The sequence below is a fragment of the Microbaculum marinisediminis genome (assembly GCF_025397915.1).
Classification (GTDB): domain Bacteria; phylum Pseudomonadota; class Alphaproteobacteria; order Rhizobiales; family Tepidamorphaceae; genus Microbaculum; species Microbaculum marinisediminis.
Window position 1 is genome coordinate 181,302 of sequence record NZ_JALIDZ010000002.1, and the last position, 18,763, is coordinate 200,064.

Annotated in this window: 14 protein-coding genes; 8 read left to right on the forward strand and 6 right to left on the reverse strand. The window is 63.4% G+C overall.

Annotated features, from left to right (window positions below; all coding sequences use genetic code 11):
* Positions 1-816 precede the first annotated feature (816 nt).
* The 5 genes from MUB46_RS04190 to MUB46_RS04210 all read left to right on the forward strand — a co-directional run bounded on the left by MUB46_RS04190 (position 817) and on the right by MUB46_RS04210 (position 5,565).
* Positions 817-1,053 carry a DUF6894 family protein gene (locus MUB46_RS04190; protein WP_261614624.1) on the forward strand — a complete coding sequence of 79 codons (237 nt, stop codon included), beginning with the start codon at positions 817-819 and terminating at the stop codon, positions 1,051-1,053.
* 409 nt (positions 1,054-1,462) lie between these two features.
* Positions 1,463-2,227: a response regulator transcription factor gene (locus tag MUB46_RS04195; protein WP_261614625.1), complete on the forward strand. Its 765-nt coding sequence runs from the start codon at positions 1,463-1,465 to the stop codon at positions 2,225-2,227.
* Positions 2,228-3,057: 830 nt separating this feature from the next.
* Complete coding sequence (locus MUB46_RS04200) at positions 3,058-4,026, forward strand: trypsin-like serine peptidase (RefSeq protein ID WP_261614626.1); 969 nt, start codon at positions 3,058-3,060, stop codon at positions 4,024-4,026.
* Positions 4,027-4,538: 512 nt separating this feature from the next.
* Complete coding sequence (locus tag MUB46_RS04205) at positions 4,539-4,817, forward strand: DUF6894 family protein (RefSeq protein WP_261614627.1); 279 nt, start codon at positions 4,539-4,541, stop codon at positions 4,815-4,817.
* 322 nt (positions 4,818-5,139) lie between these two features.
* Entirely contained in the window at positions 5,140-5,565 is a 426-nt protein-coding gene (locus tag MUB46_RS04210) for an acyltransferase (protein ID WP_261614628.1), read from the forward strand.
* 18 nt (positions 5,566-5,583) lie between these two features.
* Here MUB46_RS04210 and MUB46_RS04215 read toward each other — a convergent pair whose 3' ends face one another.
* Positions 5,584-6,363, reverse strand: coding sequence for a CpsD/CapB family tyrosine-protein kinase (locus MUB46_RS04215; RefSeq protein WP_261614629.1), 780 nt, complete (start codon positions 6,361-6,363; stop codon positions 5,584-5,586).
* A gap of 22 nt (positions 6,364-6,385) precedes the next feature.
* On the reverse strand, positions 6,386-7,960 hold the full coding sequence (locus tag MUB46_RS04220) for a GumC family protein (protein ID WP_261614630.1): 1,575 nt from the start codon (positions 7,958-7,960) through the stop codon (positions 6,386-6,388).
* A 347-nt stretch (positions 7,961-8,307) separates the two neighbouring features.
* Between MUB46_RS04220 and MUB46_RS04225 the strand changes: the two genes are divergently transcribed.
* A complete protein-coding gene (locus tag MUB46_RS04225) occupies positions 8,308-9,648 on the forward strand; it encodes an SLBB domain-containing protein (RefSeq protein ID WP_261614631.1) in 1,341 nt (446 codons plus the stop codon).
* 286 nt (positions 9,649-9,934) lie between these two features.
* On the opposite strand, the gene MUB46_RS04230 is transcribed toward MUB46_RS04225, so the two are convergent.
* Entirely contained in the window at positions 9,935-10,612 is a 678-nt protein-coding gene (locus tag MUB46_RS04230) for a sugar transferase (RefSeq protein ID WP_261614996.1), read from the reverse strand.
* 577 nt (positions 10,613-11,189) lie between these two features.
* Between MUB46_RS04230 and MUB46_RS04235 the strand changes: the two genes are divergently transcribed.
* Positions 11,190-12,758: an O-antigen translocase gene (locus MUB46_RS04235; RefSeq protein ID WP_261614632.1), complete on the forward strand. Its 1,569-nt coding sequence runs from the start codon at positions 11,190-11,192 to the stop codon at positions 12,756-12,758.
* Positions 12,759-12,826: 68 nt separating this feature from the next.
* On the opposite strand, the gene MUB46_RS04240 is transcribed toward MUB46_RS04235, so the two are convergent.
* The 3 genes from MUB46_RS04240 to MUB46_RS04250 form a co-directional block, all read right to left on the reverse strand.
* Complete coding sequence (locus MUB46_RS04240; RefSeq protein WP_261614633.1) at positions 12,827-14,092, reverse strand: glycosyltransferase family 4 protein; 1,266 nt, start codon at positions 14,090-14,092, stop codon at positions 12,827-12,829.
* Positions 14,089-15,282 (reverse strand): glycosyltransferase, encoded by a 1,194-nt coding sequence (locus MUB46_RS04245; protein WP_261614634.1) that lies wholly within the window; start codon positions 15,280-15,282, stop codon positions 14,089-14,091. Before MUB46_RS04245 ends, MUB46_RS04240 begins: the two co-directional genes overlap by 4 nt.
* Positions 15,283-15,961: 679 nt before the next feature.
* Positions 15,962-16,969, reverse strand: coding sequence for a right-handed parallel beta-helix repeat-containing protein (locus MUB46_RS04250; protein WP_261614635.1), 1,008 nt, complete (start codon positions 16,967-16,969; stop codon positions 15,962-15,964).
* A gap of 328 nt (positions 16,970-17,297) precedes the next feature.
* On the opposite strand from MUB46_RS04250, the gene MUB46_RS04255 reads away from it, so the two are divergent.
* Entirely contained in the window at positions 17,298-18,740 is a 1,443-nt protein-coding gene (locus tag MUB46_RS04255) for an O-antigen ligase family protein (RefSeq protein WP_261614636.1), read from the forward strand.
* Positions 18,741-18,763: the final 23 nt, after the last annotated feature.

Below are 18,763 nucleotides of genomic sequence, written 5' to 3' on the forward strand. Positions count from 1 at the left end.
AAACCAGTAAGGCGGCCCGTGCGAGGGACCGCTTCTTAGTGAATACGACCGGTTCCGCGAATTTGCGTCTTGGGAATTCGGAGGAGATCAGTGCTTTTCGCAATCTGCCATAGACCTAATGGGCAGTTCTTCGCAGCTGCAATAAGCCTTACGGTAAAACTCCGCACCACAGCGAGCCTTACGACCAGTTTCTGACACGGCACCTTACCGCGGTTTCCGGCGGTTCTCCGGCTTACCTTTCTTCCGGGACGGGTCGGGCCTCCCGGCCGACGCAGACTTGGCCGCGCCTTTCTTATGCTTGCCCGGGTCACGCAACTGACCAAGCATCTTGCGCATATGCCCCTGTACTTTCCGCGAATCAAATAGTTCCGGCACGACAATTCTTCCGAACACGTCGTTTAACCGCATCTATTTTGTCTTGGAACTGTATGACGCCTCGTTCCGCGTCTTTAGATACCCGATCCACTATCCGCTGAATAGTTATTCGACCGGCTCCACCCGGGATTACCTTCTGTAAAGGTTAATCGCTTCGGAGAAATTTTATCGGATTAGTCGGAATGGGATTGCGGGCCCGCCCGGCCCAAGCCGCAGGCCCCGTGCGGAAACGCGCCGGAGGCCCCCGACAGCGGGCGACTTGGACGAAAACCACCCACATCCCGGCGCGGAATCCAATTACTCAATCGTCGTACTACTCTACGCAGTTCGCTGCGCGCTCGCTGTGCCCCTGTTCTCGTGCCGATTTGCTGGAACAGGGAATCAAAGTATGGAACAGGCAATTAAATACCTGGCTAAACAGGCTCGACGGAGCGCTATCCGATGCCCCGTTACTTCTTTCACATTCGCGACGACGGCCTGCTTGTCACGGACGTGGAAGGTGTCGAACTGCCGGACATTCCCGACCTGGAGGAACGGTTGCTGAAGGTGGCCAGGGAAGTTCTTGCCGAGGAGGAATGGAAGGCCGAACTCACGGACGGTCGGTCTTTCGAGATCGTCAACGAGGAAGGCCGTACGATCCTTGTCGTACCGTTTAGAAATCTGCAGTTTCTGCCCTGACGCTTCGGCATCAGCCCATTGGCTATAAACCAGTCGCGCGTGACCTCAATTTGGGCAGGTTTGGCACTTCGGGAGGCTTCGCGGCTCGGCACTTCGTCGGTCCCGAAGGCATGGACGCCGAGCGGAGCCTTCCGTTTGCGATTTTGATACCTCGCGCACATTCGGACTAGCCGGGAACCTCGTTCGAGGTATCCGGGTATCTAACCCTTTTGGCGGTGATTTTAGCCGATAATTTAACCGCATTTTAAGAAATTTCGTATGCTGCCTAAGCACCTTTAGTGCTAAGGTTCCAAAGAGGCCTCTCACGGGTACTGGTAATAGTGCTGGCTTGCAAACGACAGCTTTTGCGTGTGCCGGATGGCGGACTGTGGAGATAGACCGGTGGGCATATGAGGGGAATCCAGTGGATATGGAACTCAGGGACGAAGGACTCCTGAAGCAAAATCATTACGGCAACCAAGCAGAAACGGATGTATTGACAGAGGGGCCTGTCCTCTTTGTGGAGCCCAGAAAGCTCGTTCGTCAGTGTTTTGAAGAATGTTTTCGCCTCTCTTCCGTGCGGGAGCGGATTTTGGCCATCCCGAACATCGCCGAGTGGAACCGGCTGGCTGACAACCGGCCACAGCCTTCGGCGATATTCCTGTACCTTCCGCTAGCGGCCGAAGTCCGCACGGAAATGGAGAACACGAAAGCTGTGTTTTCCGACAGCGATGCGGTCCCTCCGGTCATCATCGTGGCCGACGAGGAGGATCCGGCGCAGGTGCTCGACGCCCTCGACGCGGGCGTCAAGGGCTTCGTCCCATCGAGCGTTTCGCTTGAAGTGGCGATCGAGGCGCTGCACCTGGTCCTGGCCGGCGGTACGTATGTGCCGGCAAGCGCTCTCATTGCGTCGCGGAACATGGCGAAAAGCGGCGCGGACGCATCCGAGCATTCGCCGCATGCGATGTTCACCGATCGGCAGTTCGCCGTTATCGAAAAGCTGCGCGAAGGCAAGGCGAACAAGATCATCGCCTACGAGCTGAACATGCGCGAGAGCACGGTCAAGGTCCACATCCGCAACATCATGCGGAAGCTGCGCGCGACCAATCGCACGCAGGTGGCCTATCTCTACCAGACGATGCTCGAGGAGAGCGCGGGCGGGTCCGCCTCACGCGGCTCGAAAGCCGGTGCCTGACGGGCGGGAGCGCCCGTCCGGACGAACGGTCACGGAGACCTGGCCCGGAAAGAACGGGCTTGGACTCTACGGGCCGCGACCGAAATCCATCTGAGACCCCGGCGGTCCCAGATGAAATAGGCCGCTCCCCGCGGTCATGCCCATCGGATTATTCGCGAAGGAAGGCTGAGACACACCAGCGGATCGACGGGAGAACGGCCCCCTCGATCCGCCGGACAGCCCTCGTGTGCCGCCGGCGGCGCCCCACGACTCCATCTACCTGATGGCGAGCTGATGGAGCCCCTGCGGCATACACAGCCTGTTTTCCACTTACTTTCCACTTGTTATCCACAGATATCTTGCGCCCCTAGCCCGCCTCCCCTGGCCTCCTGCCGGGCCAGGATGGGGCAGACCGCCTGCCCCACGTTATCGACGGCAGCGCCTTGTACGCGCTGTTTTCAGGATCGCGGCGCCGGCTCAGAACCGCCATTTCTCCTGTCGAAACTGGGGCGCGGCCATTCGAAATCGCCGCACATTGCAACCATCGCGGCTCCTTCCCGCGCGGAACCGGAGCGAGAGACGGTCGGCAAGGCGGGATCATCGACACGACCTTTGAACCCGCTCGGTCAAATGGAGAGTATCGCCAGCGCATAAGAATAGGGGCATGCTCCCCAATGGCATGTTGGCCTTGGACCGTGGTGCCGGCTTCATAGCCTTGAATACGGCGCCTTGAATCCAGCACTACAAGGGCCGCCCGTGCCAGAGGGGCTGGACGAACGGACCGAACCGGGGCAAAGCCGGAATGTCTGCGGACAGATCATCTAGCCGAAACCGAAGCGAGGTCGAGGAATATGAATTTTAAGAAGTACGCATTGATCCTGGGGGCGATGCTCGCCAGCTTTCCGCTGGCGGCGGAAGCGGCGGGACCGAACACCCCCGTGGCGAGCAACGGCGAGGAGGCCGCTCCGATCAGCATAGGCCGAAGCCGCGTATCACGCTCCAATGAGGGCACGGGCCAGACCCTGTCCGAGCAGGCGATCGAAAACGCCCTGGCAAGCAACAAGGTCGGCGAAATGTCGGCCGAGAAACTGGAATGGCTGGCGACGCTCAAGCCGATGACCGCTCCGGTCGGCACGGAATCGATCATCGGCCGGGACACGCGCCGGCCGGTCTCCAACACCACGCAATTTCCCTTCCGCGCGGTCGTGCTGATCACGTTCTCGACGTCTAGCGGCGGTGCGCGCTGCACGGGCTGGATGATCAACAAGAACACCGTGGCCACGGCGGGGCATTGTGTCCACGAGGGGAACGGCGGCTCCTTCTACTCGACGTCGAGCTACGAAATTACGCCCGGGTATACCGGATCCTCGGCCCCCTATGGCAGCTGCAACGCCACAAACCTGTACACCGTCAACGGCTGGGCGAACAGCGGCCGGGACGACTACGATTACGGCGCGATCAAGCTCGACTGCAATATCGGCAAGACGGTGGGCCAATTCGGTTATTACTGGACGTCCAACGGAAACGCGCTGAAGCGGAGAGTGAAAATCACCGGTTTCCCCGGCGACAAGCCGTTGACGATGTGGTTCAGCAAGGGTCGGGTCAAGGTCGTCCAGAAGCGCCGTGTGTTCTACAAGAACGACACCACCGGCGGCATGAGCGGATCGCCGGTCTATCACCGCTTGAGCGGCTGCGGCCAGTGCTCCATGGCGATCCACGCCTACGGCACCTATAACGGCCCGCCCTACAGCTCGAACAACCACGGCACGCGCATCAACCGCGCGGTTTACCGGAACCTGAAACGGTGGACTAGGCGCTAGCATCCAGCTGAAGTCGATTCCGGCCGGACGCTCCTTGAGCGTCCGGCCATTTGTTTGATAGCGCACCCGGCATCCCTCTATGCGCGGATGCCGGGCGCGGCATCCAGGCAATCGAATTCCCGAACTCGCCCCGCCGGGCGTCGTGCGGGCGGGCGTGGCCGGCCCCGCTGCGCGGGGATGCCAACGGCCGGAAACCGAACAGGCGGGCTTCGTGCCCGAACAGGTTGCGACGCCGTCCCCTGCACTATCTGCAGACGAACAACTCGTCCGCGGACAGCTCTATACTTCCCCAGGGTGATTTTAAGGCTCGAAACTTAGCCTCCATTTGGAGGCCCATACCTCATTTCGGCTTTATTAATACGTTATTTAATACGCTATCCAGCAATCCTGGCTACGCCTGTGTACTCGCAGAGGGATCCGGGAGCGCGGATTAAGCCGTTGCAAGCACAGCGGTTTCATCTATCACTGTAATTGGCAATCTCCCATTGGGGGCAATAGTGGAGATAAGGAAATTGAAACGCTACTACTTCCACGTTTCCGATGACGACACCGAAATCCGGGACGACGACGGCGTTGTTCTGCCCGATGACGAACACATCGCCGACTACTGCCGGGACCTGATCCTTGCCGTCGCGTCCGAGGACGGTTGGCACGGCGAAGGATTCGTCGTCCGGACCATCACCGTCGCCGACGCTGACGGGAACGAGATATTGTCGGTTCCCTTCGCGGGGTCTCACCCGGCTGCGACAGACGGCGCACGCCCCGGCATGCCGCGCGGCACCATACACTGACACCGGCGCCTGGGCGTTCCGGGCCTTTGGCGTCTGGGCCTTCGGGCCCACCCTGCGATCCTCCGCGCAATCCGCCGTCGCGCGCCGTAAGCGACGCAGGGCCCCTGCGCGCACCCGCGGCGCACGCGGCGGCGTGTTGTTATCCTCCGGCGGGCCAACTAGCCTGAAACCGGACCTGTATCCGAGTGGACTATTCGCGATGTCAGACCAAGGCGACCCGGACGACACCAAACAATCCGCTCGTTTGCTAAGCGCTACCCAGAAACAGCTCCAGACGGAAAAGCTGAAAGACTACAAGAGGCGCGTGTCCTTTGGCGACCTTGTGACCGACCGTTGGGAGAACGCCCGCGAATACGGGTTCGGTGAGGGAAGCTCCTGCTACGACAACGTGCTGATCCTGGGCGACGTCCGGGTCGGCGCGCATACGTGGATCGGCCCGAACGTCATCCTGGACGGCTCCGGCATGGGGCTGACTATCGGCAGCCACTGCTCGATATCCGCGGGCGTTCAGATCTACACCCACAACACGGTCCGGCGCTCGGTGAGCCTTGGCCGCGATCCGGTCGACTATGCGCCGACCGTCATCGGAGACGGGGTCTATATCGGGCCGAACACCGTCATCGCCATGGGCGTGACGATCGGCGACTGCGCGGTCATCGGAGCGATGTCGTTCGTCAACGGCGACATCCCCGGGCGCAAGTCGGCCTGGGGCTGCCCGGCGCGCATCGTCGGCAACATCCCGGACTAGCGAGACCCGCAGCGCCGGCTAGTAGCCGCCCTTGTGCGCCATGTATTCGCACTTGTTGAGAACGACGCCGAGAACGTTGGTGAAGGCCGCCAGCTCCCGCTCGCAGGCCTCGATCTCGGAGACCTTGGTCTTCCCTGCCGCGGCGACCAGAAGCACACAATCGACATTCGACGCGAAGGCGAGAACGTCTCCGCTGTCGAACACAGGCGGCATGTCGCACACGATCACGTCGGGTTGCAGTTCCTCGTGAACCCTGGCGATCGCGGCGCGCGCGGACGGGCTCTGTAGCAGTCCCGTCGGATCGGCGACCATGCTCTCGGTCGCGGCGATCGCCAAGGCATCCTGCCAGGACACGAATATGTCCTGCACGGTCGCGGAGCCGGAGAGGAATTTTTCCATCGGAACCGGCGCCTCGAGCTTGAGATATTTCGCCATGCTGGGGCGACGCAGGTCGAGATCGAGCAAGGCGACATGGCGATCCGCCATTCTCGCCATGCTGAAGGCGAGATTGATCGTCACCACCGATTTGCCGCAGCCCGCTGTGGGCGACGTGACGATGATCGACCGCCAGCCATATTCGCGCATCAGGCGCAAGACCTTGGTGCGCAGAACCTCGAATGCCGCGTTCGCAGGCTCGAAGCGCGATCCGGTCACTATCCTATTGTCCCGAAGCGCGGAGAAATCGGGCTTGAACGGCCTCAGGCCGGGCCATTTCGCGGGACCAGCGCGACCGTGCACCGTCCCGAGCTCGCCCGGTTCCGCAATCTGCAACGGTGCAATGCCGCGAACGTGTTCCATGTCGATTGTCCGGCCCCCTGCTCTATTCGACTGCGGTTCCAACGGCGCCCTGCTGCGCCACCGGGATCACCTGTCCGGGCGTGTCATGTACCGGCGTGTCGGCCCGCTCGGCCAACGGAAGCCCCTGCAGGCCGATCAGGACCGCGACGGCGGGCAACAGACCGGCCGCAAGCTTCCTGCGCGGCGGCTCCGTCGGGCTGCGAATGTAGGGCACCGCGACGAGCGGCTCGCCCTTGAAGACACGACCGATATCGGTCGGGCGATAGATGGCCGCCCGCCAGAATTCCAGGAGCAGCACCACGGCCAGGCCGAGGAAGAAACCGCCGGCCGCGCCGCCGGCCGCGACATAGCGCCGCCTCGGGCCATAGGGCCTGTCCGGCGCCACGGCAGGCTCGATCAGGGTCAGCTTCTCGCCGATGGACTGCTGAGCGATCCGCGCACCGACCGTGGCATCGGCCAGTCGCGTCTGGGCGTCGTTGTACTGGGACTGGATGGTCTCGTAGTCCCGCTGCAGCCGCTTGAGTTCCGTCTCGTTTTCGACCGTCGCGCTGATCGTCCGGTCGAGGTCGGCCAGGCTCCGCGTGATCGAGTCCTTTTCGGTTGCGAGGAACTTGAGCTGATTGTCGATATCGACAAGCTGGAGCTGCAGCTCGGCGGGCATGCCGACCGGATCGGCGTCTTGCGCCGCCGCGCTGCGATTGGCCTGCGCCTCGGCCTCGAGCGATTGGATGCGCTGGCGCAGCGCGATGATATTCGGGCTGTCCTCGGCGAAGATGGCGCGCTGCTCGGTCAGCGCCCGCCGCAGGTCGGCGATCATCTGGTCTTCCGGCGTGGTGAGCCCGTCGACCCCCGAGCCGCTCGAATGCGCGTAGATCTGCTTCAGGGTGAGCCGCCGATTTCGCAAGGACTCCGCTTCCCGCTGGATCTGCAACAACCGTTCCTGCTGGCTCGCAAGCTGGGCGCGGCGGAACTCCAGGCTGTCCGGCAGGGCGTCCCTGTGATCGTTGGTGAAGGTCGAGATCCGGGCCTCGGCGTTGGACAGGTCGGTGGACAGGCGATCGACGTCCTGACGAATGAATTCCAGCGCGTCGGTCGCCCGCTCCTTGCGCAGCTTCGCGTCCCCTTCGAGAATCTTCGCGGCATAGGCATTAGCCACGCGCGCGGCGAGAACCGGATTGCTGGCCTCGAAGGACACGGCGAAGATCAAGGCGCCGCTGCGGCCCCACTGCGAATTGGAATAGAGCGGCTGGAGACTGGTGCGGCTTCGCATGTCGGCGGCGATGGAGGATTCATTCAAGGCCATGACATCGGGATAGATGTCGAGCGAACGCGCCATGGAGAGCAGGCTGTCTCGCGTGGTCAGGCGCTGCTCCATCACCTGCAGCTGCTCCATGGTGTCCGTCGGCACGACGGAACGCGCCACATCCGAGGAAAGACGCGGCGATTCGATCAGGATCTTGGCGACCGCCATGTAAGTCGGCGTCAAGGAGAGCGCCACGATCACGCCGATGACCCCGCCTATCACCGTCATCACGATGAAGAACGGCAGACGTCGGAAAAACATCCAAGTGTAGAACTGAAGGTCGATCTGGCCCATGGATCCGATCTACTTGCGGGAGCAGCCCGCTGTTCCTGCGCCGGCAGATACCGCGACTGCGGACACGCGCCGTGCCCAACCTAAACCGACGCCGGCCGGATTGGGTCGCTTGCCGGATTGGGTAATTTGATCTTCGCCGACACCTAATGCGAAGAAAACCACGACATAGGTTCGAGCCGCCATCCGCGTCCTCCGCCTTTTGGGGAAGGGGCTAGCCAAGTGGCGAGACCGCAAGCCCATTGCGCGTGCGCCCTCGGACGAATTGAGGCGCCGCTCCCGCGCGCGGAAAATGTTTCTATTTCCGACCAGTATTCCAGCATTCCGCTAGTCCACCATCGAGGTCGGTGATGAGGTTCCCGTTTCGTATTCGCCAAGCCGTCGTCGCCGCGCTTTTCGTCCTCGCCGCGAGTGGTGCGCCGGGCATCGCGGAACCGTTCAAGCTTGCCCCCAACACCAAGGTGCAGGTCACGATCGTCCAGTGGAACCCGAGCAAGGCGGAGTATCAGCGCTGGGATGCCCTGGGCGGAACCTTCGTCGTCTCGCCGGACATGACGCTGACGCTGCCCATCCTCGGCTCGGTCGACGTGACCGACCGAAGCGGCGCCGATATCGCGGGGCACGTCGCGCTGGCGCTCAAGGAGAAGGTCGGGCTCCTCAATGCGCCGGAAGTCACCGTCGAAGTCTTGGAGTACCCGCCGATCTATGTCGTCGGGTCGGTCAACCAGCCCGGCGAGTACGCGTATCGGCCGGGCCTCACCGTGCTGCAGGCGCTCGCGCTCAGCGGCGGGCGGTATCGTACCGCCGAGCCCGCGGGCAACGACGTGCTGTCGCTCGCCGGCGAACTCGACATCCTGCGCGCCGACGAACTCCGCCTGATCGGGCGCATCGCCCGGCTGGACGCGGAACTGGCCGACGCCACCGAGATCACGTTTCCGCGCCAACTGACAGGCAATTCGAACCGGTCGCTGGTCGAACAGATCGTCAATATCGAGACGCTGATCTTTTCGGCGCGCGAGAACGAGACCGACAGACAGCTGGCAACGCTATCCGAGCTGAGCGACCTGTACGATCAGGAGCTGAGCACGCTGCAGGCGCGGGCCGTGGCCGGCGACCGCTCGATCGCGCTCGCCCAGAAGCAGCTGGACGGCGTGACCGAGCTCTACCGGAAAGGGGTGTCTACGCTCTCGCGGCAGGCGGATCTGGAACGGGTCGTCGCCGGATTGCAGGTCGAGCGGCTGGTCGACGACACCGAGATGATGAAGGTGAGGCAGAACAAGAGCGAGAACCGGCGCCAGGAGCTGAACGTCCAGGACCAGAGGAAAACCAACCTTTCGCTGGAACTGCGAGACGCGCGCGCGGAGCTGGACCGGGTGAAATCGCGGCAGTTCACGGTCGAAAGCCTTCTGATGGAGGTCAGCGGCGGCGCGGCGCCGGTGGAGACCAGCGAGGAAGCCGAGCTCGTGTTCGAGATCGTCCGGCATGAGGCCGGCGCACCTGTCACCCGGCACGCCAGCGAATCGACGTACCTGGAACCCGGCGACGTCGTGAAGGTCGAGCCTGCGGGCCGGCCCTCCGAGACGGAACCCGGTTCGCTCCTATCCGACGCACCGTCCGCCGGAACGCGGTCGGGCCGGAGGTCCGGCGGCCCGGTCCCGCTTCCCAAGCCCCGCCCGGCCGGAACGTCGTAAAACGTCCGCGTATCACCGGTCACGGCAGTCCGGTTCGGCGGCCGCGCCGGCGCATCGCGCACGCTCCCCATCCTCATTAGCAAGCAAGCACATCGACAACGGACCGCTTCGCGCGCGCGGAAGCTCGCCACACGGTTTAGGCCGTGAGCGACGGGGGCATGGGGGATAAGGGCGCTCACGAGACTGGCGGCTCCCCCCCTGTGTCTGAAGGGGCAGTCACGGCGGGATGATCCCCGGGGCCTGGGCTCGGGGCCTGGGGGATCAGGGATCCTGGGGGACAGGGGGCCTACAAGCCGGTCCCGCGGACGACCACGCCGACCGTCGAGAGCATGATCGCCAGATCGACGCGGAGCGACTTGATCTCCTCATAGCGATCGTCATAGGCCGCGCGCGAGGCGAACGTGCCATCGTTGCGCGCGCTGATCTGCCAAAGTCCGGTGAGGCCGGGCCGCATCAGAAAATAGGCGTGGCCCGGATAAAGGGCTTCCTGATCCGGCAGCATAGGGCGCGGCCCGACCAGGCTCATGTCGCCGATCAGCACGTTCCAAAGCTGCGGCAGCTCGTCGATGGAATGCTTGCGCATGAACTCGCCGAGACGCGTGACGCGCGGATCCCGGCGCAGCTTCTGTGTCTCGTGCCACTCCCGGGCGGCTTCAGGATTCTGTTCGAGGTACTCCACCAGGAAGCGCTCGGCGTCCGGGACCATGGTCCGCAGCTTCCAGAGCTTGAACGTCCGGCCGTTCTTGCCGAGCCTGTCCTGGCGATAGAACGCCTTTCCGCCGTCGCGCCGGACCAGCAAGGCCAGCGACAGGACGATCGGTATGGAGATCGGCGCGGTCAGCAGCACGGCACCGACATCCAGCGCGCGCTTCGCCAGCGGATAGGACCGCTTTCGTCGAGACCGCCGAAGAATACGCCCAGTTCGATTCGCGCCGAACGCAATTGTGTCCGGCCCCGTATTCATCGACGTGCTCACTGGTCGCCCCTATGGTCCACTCTACAAAACACCACTGCCCGTATAACAACTGACCTCTATTCTTTTATTCGTCGGCTTCAAATACATAACAACGATGAAATATGCCGACTTTATTCAACACGCCGCCTGCCCTTGAGGATACCAAGGCGGTTTTTGTCACTGCATCTGATAGAATTGATTACGCAAACTGTGCCGGACCTACGCAATTGACCTGTGAATTATCCAATTTACGCTGCCCCTTACCCAATTGGAGGAATGAGCGTTTCGCCGCGCCTGTCCGAGCCGCGTTCCGGCGCGGCGCAGGCTCGCGTTTCCGGCGCGGCGGATAGCGTGATTTCGAAGGGGGTAGCGCAAACCCGGATTTTTGGCCGGATGATCAAGTCGCGCGCGCCGGTCCGGCGGGGCAATCTGCGCCGGGTTCGGCCTCTACGGTTCCCGGAAGGGAATTCGACGCGGCCGTTTGTGGCTCGAGGGTGGTCGTGGACGAAATCCGAATATCGATTCATGGTTCCGAACGCACGGAAAAGCAGGGCCACCCGTCCCGATTCGGGCGGCGCGCACGTAGATGACCGTCACCGAATCACGCGCACCGGAATCAGGCGCACCGGGCCCGCACGCACCGGCATCGGGCGCACAATCCGGGAGCGCGGCCGAAAGCTATGGCCAGATCCTCCGGTCGACGGCCCTGATCGGCGCGTCCTCGCTGATCAATGTCGGCTTCGGCATCATCAGGGCGAAGGCCATGGCGATCCTGCTGGGCCCCGCCGGCGTCGGCCTGATCGGCATCTTCAATTCGCTCTCCGACCTCTGCTTCACGGCCGCTGGAATGGGCGTTCAGGAAAGCGGCGTGCGGCAGATCGCAAGCGTGCGATCGTCGGGTGACGACACCGGGATAGCCAGAACCGTATCCGTCGTCCGCAAGCTTTCGCTCGTCCTGGGGCTCGCCGGCGCTGTGCTGCTGGCCCTGGCCGCGCAACCGCTGGCCGATCTGACCTTCGGCGAACCGTGGCGCAGCGGCGCCGTCGCCATGCTCGGCATCGCCGTGGGCCTGCGCATCGCGACGGGCGGCCAGATCGCGCTGCTGCAGGGTATGCGAAGGGTCGCCGACCTGGCGAAGCTTGGCGTGCTGTCGGCGTTCTTCAGCGCGGTCATCGCGATCCCCCTCGTCTACTGGCTCGGCGAAGACGGTATCGTTCCCTCGCTGGTGGGGATGGCGGCGGCGACGCTGCTGACATCCTGGTGGTACGCCCGCAAGGTCGGCATACAGACCCAGCGCCTGCGCATCTGGGAGATCGCGGAAGAGGCATCACCGCTGCTTAAGCTCGGCTTCGCCTTCATGGCGAGCGGCCTGCTGACCGCCGGCGCCGCCTATCTGGTCCGGCTTATCGTCCTTCACAATTCAGGGGTGGAGGAAGCGGGGTTCTATCAGGCGGCGTGGGTGCTCGGCGGCATCTATGCCAGCTTCATCCTCCAGTCGATGGGGGTCGATTTCTATCCGAGGCTGACGGCGGTGGCCGATTCCAACGAGGAGTGCGGCCGGTTGGTCAACGAGCAGGCGCGCGTGAGCCTCCTGCTCGCGGCCCCGGGGGTCCTCGCGACCCTTACATTCGCGCCGCTGGTCATGATCGTCTTCTACACGGCCGCTTTCCAGCCCGCCTCGGACCTGCTGCGCTGGATCTGCCTGGGCATGATGCTGCGCATCATCGCCTGGCCGATGGGCTTCATCGTGCTGGCGCGCGGCGCCCAGAAGATCTTCTTCTGGACCGAGGTCGCGGCGACCACCGTCAATGTCGGCCTGGCCTATATCCTGGTTCGCGCGATCGGGTTGGACGGCGCCGGCATGGCGTTTTTCGGCCTCTACGTTTGGCACAGCGTTCTGATCTACGTCATCGTCCGGAAAATCGCCGGCTTCCGCTGGTCGGGCGAGAACATCCGCCTGGGCCTGGCGATGCTGGCGCTGACCGCCATCGTGTTCGCCGCCACGGAGATGCTGACCACGGTTCCGGCGGTGGCGATCGGCACGGCGGCCACAATCGGCTGCGGCGTCTATTGCCTGCGTTCGCTGCTGTCGATTCTGGGACCGGAGCATGCCCTGGTGCGCAAATTGCCGCGGTTCCTGCGCTCGGCGCTCTGACGCCCTGCGCGATCTGACCGCTGCCCGGACCGATGCGCCCGCGTGCCGTGCGCGCGGCGGCACTGTCGCTATGCGGCGCCCGGGGACCTCTTCTGGGCGGCGATCGCGTTGAAATCCTCACTCAGCCCGGCGCCGAGCCAATGGCGCGACTTTCGCCGAAGATAGTGGCCAAGCAGGCCGTGGGCCGACCGTGCCGTCTCCGCCGACCAGGCACGATCCCGTGTGGCGATCGCGGAGGCGTAGACCTGTTCCTGAACCTCCGCGGCCCGCGTGAGGCTGAAGCGATCGACCACCAGTTCGCGGCCGAACGCCCCGAGCAAGCGTCTGTGGTCCGGATCGGCGAGCATGGGCTCGAGTTCCGAACATAGCCGGTCCGCTCCCACCGCTATCCCGTCGTCGCCGACGGGAAACGCCAGATCCCCCAATCCATACCAGCCACCGGCAAGGAATTCGTCGACGGTGCGCGGCGTGCACAGCCGCCAGAACCCGAGTTCCCCCTGTACGACCAGCGGCTTTCCGAACGCCATGCCGCGCAGGGCCGATCCACCCATTCCGAGCACGATGTCGGCGGCGGCATAGGCCGCGCGCGGATCCATGAGGGCGCCGGTCAGGACCACGACCTGTCGCCCGGCACGCGCATTGGCCATCCGCGCCCGCTCGACAACCTCCTCCCTGACCGGGCCATCCCCGACGATGGCTAGCTGTACGGGAATCCCCCGCCCGGCCAGGGAGCCGGCCGCGTCGCAGGCAGCAAGCAAACCTTCTCGTTTGAGTTCGCTCGAGAGGCGTCCGACCACGACGAGCAGAACCGCGTCCGGATCCAGACCATAGGTGGCGCGGAACGCCGCCCCGTCGATCGACGGGGCGTTCGCGCCGGTGTCCACCGGCGGCTCCAGCAACGTGACGGCGGTATGCCCGCCGGCGGCGGCCGTCTTCCTGATGTCGTCGGTCCCCACCACCAGTGGCATGGTCCTTGGCAGGAAATGCGCGACGGCCATCGACATGACCGTGCAGACGAGCGGCACCCGCTGGAACAGGTGCGGACCAAAATACAGCGCCATCGCCGGAGGCCACTCGTAGCCGTGAACGACGTCGATGCCCCGGTCGCGCACGACCTTCTTTAGGAAACGATGCGTCCGAAGCGACATACGTCCCCACTCATCGGGGAGCGGGATGTGATCCACGCCGAACTCGTGGACTTTCTCCACCAGCGGGCCTGATCCGCTGACGATGGCGACATCGTGCCCCCTGTCGCGCACGGACGCGGCGAGCTCGATCGCATTGAGCTGCGACCCGCCGATCTCCATCGAATGAGGAAAAACCAGGATTCTCAATGTGTTTCCCTCAGCGTCTGGACCGCGGGGGACAGGCCGATCGCGGCGACGATCTCCTCGGCTCGCCGTTGCCAGGAGTGCGTCTCGGCAAACGCGCGGCGGCGGCGGCTCATGTCCTCGTTCGACGCCTCGCCGGCCGCTTCCCTCACGGCGCGAACGAATTCGTCCGGTCCGCTTGCCACGCGCACCAGATCGGAAGCCAACCACTGCGTGGCCGGAAGATCCGAGGATACCACCGGAAGCCCGGCGGCGAGATATTCCAGGGTCTTGAGCGGGAACGAGGCGCGGTTGAAGGGAATGTCGGCGTAGGGCGTCAGGCCGACGTCCATCAGGCGCAGATAGCCAGGGAGTTCGTCGAACGGGCGCCGCCCCACCCATTTCACGCGGTCCTTGGCGATCAGGGCGGCGAAACGCTCCGGCTCCCAGGTCGGGCTGTAGGGCCCGACAAGCAGCAGGGAACAATCCGACTCGGCGATGGCCTCGAGCACGCCGATATCGATCCGCGCGGAGAGATGGCCGACCAGGCCGGCCACCGGCGACGGAAGGGCGACATCCGGCGCCGGCGACACCGTCTCCAGCTTCCGATAGGCATCCACCTGCACCCCGTTCGGGATCAGGTGGACATTCGCGCCCATCTCCGACCAGCGGTCGTACAGGACCCGCGAGATCGCCACGACGACGTCGGCATTGTCCAGCTGCCGTTTCTCGTTGCGCAAGAGCGCGCGACGGCTCAGGCCCATCAGGTCCGCGCCGGCGGCATAGTCGTCGGTGCCGTAGAGGACGCACACGACATCGGGGCCCCAGCCGGTCAGCACGTCATCGAGCGAGCACGCCATGACGGCGGCGGGCGCGGCGCCGAGCTTGTCCAGCGCCCATCGGATCTGCGTCCTGACCAGGAAGCCTGTCGTGGCATTTATGCCGGGGCGCGTATAACCGGGGATCGCAGTTGGCGTGAGCCGAACCAGACCGGGAATGCCCGGCCGGAGCCTTGGCCACGGCACCGCGCCGACCTCCTGCCGGCGGCGGACGGGCGTGAGAAACGTCACCGGCGGATCTACCCACAGCACGGTGGCGTAGCGAGTGAGTTCGGTGGCGACATGATGATCCGAGCCGCGGATGCCGCCCCAGGAAGTTCCTGCGCACACCACTATCAGCGGGAGATCACGACGCACCGCGGCACTTGCCATCATCCATCAACGCCCAGTGTCCGGCCTGATCCGATCGGCGGTCGAGCCACGATGCGTTCCCAAACGACCGCCGGCTCCCGCTGACCGTCCCTCTCGAACCGGGACATCACCACGCGGCAGCGGAGAACCACAACCGCACCGAGCACCTAGAATAGGCGCGCCTGTCACCGTTTTCTTTAACCTCGCTAAAGCCTGTCCCCGCTCCACTGTCGCGCCCTTCGCTGATCCGAGGGCTTCCCCGGCTGCTTTTACGACAATCTCGTTTTCCGGCGATTTCGCCATTTGAGGAGCCCGGGACACGATTTCCGCAAATCACGCGGTTTTGGCGCGGATTTCCCTTTCAACTCTGTGACGTTAGGGCACGAAACACGCCGCAAGCAACGTTTCTCCCGGCATTCCGGCACTGCAATTAGGCGATCAAGGAAACGTGAGTTCCGCCGAAAGTCGGAAGACCGACGGCGAATGGCTTAGCCAACACGCCATTGCGCGCCCGCAACGGGCCGAACATGGGCCAGGATGCGCGAGACGGGAGGCCGGCGGGTCCAAAATCCACCGAAGCCGGCGCACTCATCGGGCGCTCGCCTCCAGGAGGAAACGAGCGCCCGATAATCAGCACAGGGGGGAAATCCGGAACCGCAGCGATGGCGACGAGCCGCTTACGCGCCGCGCGTAGCCGACGGCCTCACGGGACCGGGACGCTGCGGCCGTTATGGTCCCAGAAATTGTCGGACCAGACATTGCCGTCGCCACGCCGATTGAAGGCGGTTCCATGGCCGTAATAGCCCGACCTGTTGTAGAAGATATTCGAGAACCGGTTGTTCGTGATCTTGATATTGTACGAGGATCGGTCGCCGGACCCCTCTCCCCCGTAAATGGTGTAACCACCGCCGGCGACGAGATTGCCGACGATCGTTCTGTTTGCCTCGATCCCGAAGTCCTGGAACAGCCCGATCGCATCGGTCTGATCATGGGAGTTGAAGATCGTATTGCGCTTCACGAGCAGATGGCCGGTCGATCCGTTGGACGTGATGCCATTCAGATGGTCACCGGACTCATATCTCAGATCGTGGATGAAGTTCCTGACAATTCGGCCGCGGCCGATCTGAATTCCCGTCGACGTTCCGTATATATTGCACCGGATGATCTTGGTATTCTGCGCATCGCCGTAGATATCCTTGATGCCGACCATCAACCTGCGCTCGCCTTTCGCCGGACCGACGAAACAGCGCTTGATCTTGGTGTTGTCCGCCCTTCTGAGCGCGATTCCGAACGATTCTCCGCCGACGAGCACGCGGACATTCTTGATGACCACATTGTCGGCAAGCACATCGACGGTGCCCTTTACGATAAAGTTCTTGAATACCGTCTCGTCCCCGTTGATCTGAACGAAGCCGCGTGAATCCCAGCGCCACCCGGGACCGCTTCTCACCTCATCCGGGATCGTCTGGAACCGCACCTCTCTTACGATGCGCCGGCCATCTGCCGTCGTTCTCCTTACTTTCTTCTTCAGACCGCTGTTCCTGTTGCTGGGATAGCCGCACTTGGCCGGCCTTGACGCACAATCAAGTTCCAATTCGGCTGCCACCGCTGATTGAGGGGCTCCCAGGAATAGTCCCGTGAACAAAACAACAGGAGAAGTCCCGACGCAAAGCTTTCTCAACCAGCTGGTCGAGCCCGTTACCACATTCATGTTTGTGATCTTCCTCTGCTCCCCGCCCGCAAAGGTCCCCGATTGCAGTATAACTGCCTCACTGCCTCTTCAAGGTTAACGCTAGACGACCCACGTGTTTAAAGTTTGCAAAGGGAGTGGCATTTTTCGGGCAGCCCTCCCCCTGCGGCAGAAGAAGCGACAAACCGGATCAGCAACGGACGGTCTCGCAGACGGGTCGCGGTCGTACAAACGACGGGTGATCCGGATCGAGACTACGTCAATTGTGCGCCCGGCTTCTCCCTATAGCGACCAGCGCGCGTCGATGTGGCCCGGTATAGTCGCGAAGTTCGAACAGACGACCGGATCGATGACGCCTTCAACCGCCCTCACCAAGCGACGGCTCCCGCGCGTTTCGCCTCTCGACGACGCGCCGCTCGACAGCACGCTGGGGACAGACACTGGCGGTCTTTGGTCGCGCGGGGCACGGCCGGCCGGCCTGGCGCCTCCCGCCAGCAAACCGCTGTCTGTATTCGTCATCCTGTTTCTGATCGGCCTGCTGATCCCGTGGGAAATCTATATCGGGCCGATGCGCCTGTCGGGATACCGGCTGGTTCTGATTATCGTCACCGTGCCCTGCCTGATGATGTGGATCAGCGGGCGCGCCGGCTCGATAAGGCTCCCCGACATCGCGGTCCTGCTCTACTGCGGCTGGGGAGCGATCAGCCTGATCGTGCTGCACGGGTTCTCGGCCGCCTGGCAACCATCGGGCATCTTGTTCATCGAGACGGCCGGCGCCTATCTGCTGGCGCGATGCCTGATCCGCACGCCCGACGACTTCTACAATATGGCCAAGGTCCTGTTCTGGATCGTGGTGGCCTTGATTCCCTTCGCGCTCATCGAGACGCTGACGCATGTGAACATCGCGATGAAGCTGTTCTCATCGGTGATGCCGAGCTATCCGATCAGCGAGGCGGAGGCCCGGTGGGGGCTACGGCGTGTCCAGAGCGTTTTCGAACACCCCATCCTGTACGGTGTCTGCGCGTCGAGCGCCGTCGCGATGGCATTCCTCGTTCTCGGCTATGGCCAGCCGCTGGTGAAGCGTGCCTTCAAGGCCGGCCTGGTGGCCTTCGCCGCGTTCCTGTCCCTGTCCGCCGGCCCGATCACCGCCGCGTTCGCGCAACTCGGGCTCGTCGGCTGGGATACCGTTCTCAAAAGCAATCCCTACCGGTGGCGCCTGCTGCTGCTCGGGGTCGTGGCGATGTGGCTGCTGATTTCGGCCGTGTCGAACCAGTCGGTGCCCGCCTTCTACATCACGCATTTCTCGTTCGATCCGGCTTCGGCCTATTTCCGGATCCTGATCTGGGAATTCGGTACCAATTCGGTGGCCCACAACCCGCTATTCGGCACGGGGCTGGGCGAGTGGCTGCGGCCCGACTGGATGCCGCCGAGCATCGATATGTTCTGGCTCACCCACGCCGTCTACTACGGCCTTCCGGCAGCCTTGCTGATGGGCCTGGTGTTCGCCTCCAGCTTCATCTCCGTCGCACTGAAGACCGGCCTATCGGACAGGGTACTGGCGTATCGCACGGCCTACCTGATCTGCATGACCGGCTATTTCCTGGTCGGCTGGACGGTGCACTTCTGGAATGCATCCTATGCCCTGTTCATCTTCCTCATCGGGAGCGGGCTCTGGGTGCTGGACTACAAGGAGACCCGCTCCACGAACCGGAAAGACAGGACGAGCGAGGCAACGCGAACGGACAGTTTCGCACCGATCCCGTTCCGCGGGCATGATCGTTCGGCGCAGTAATCGTTACGTCGGCGACGGAGCCC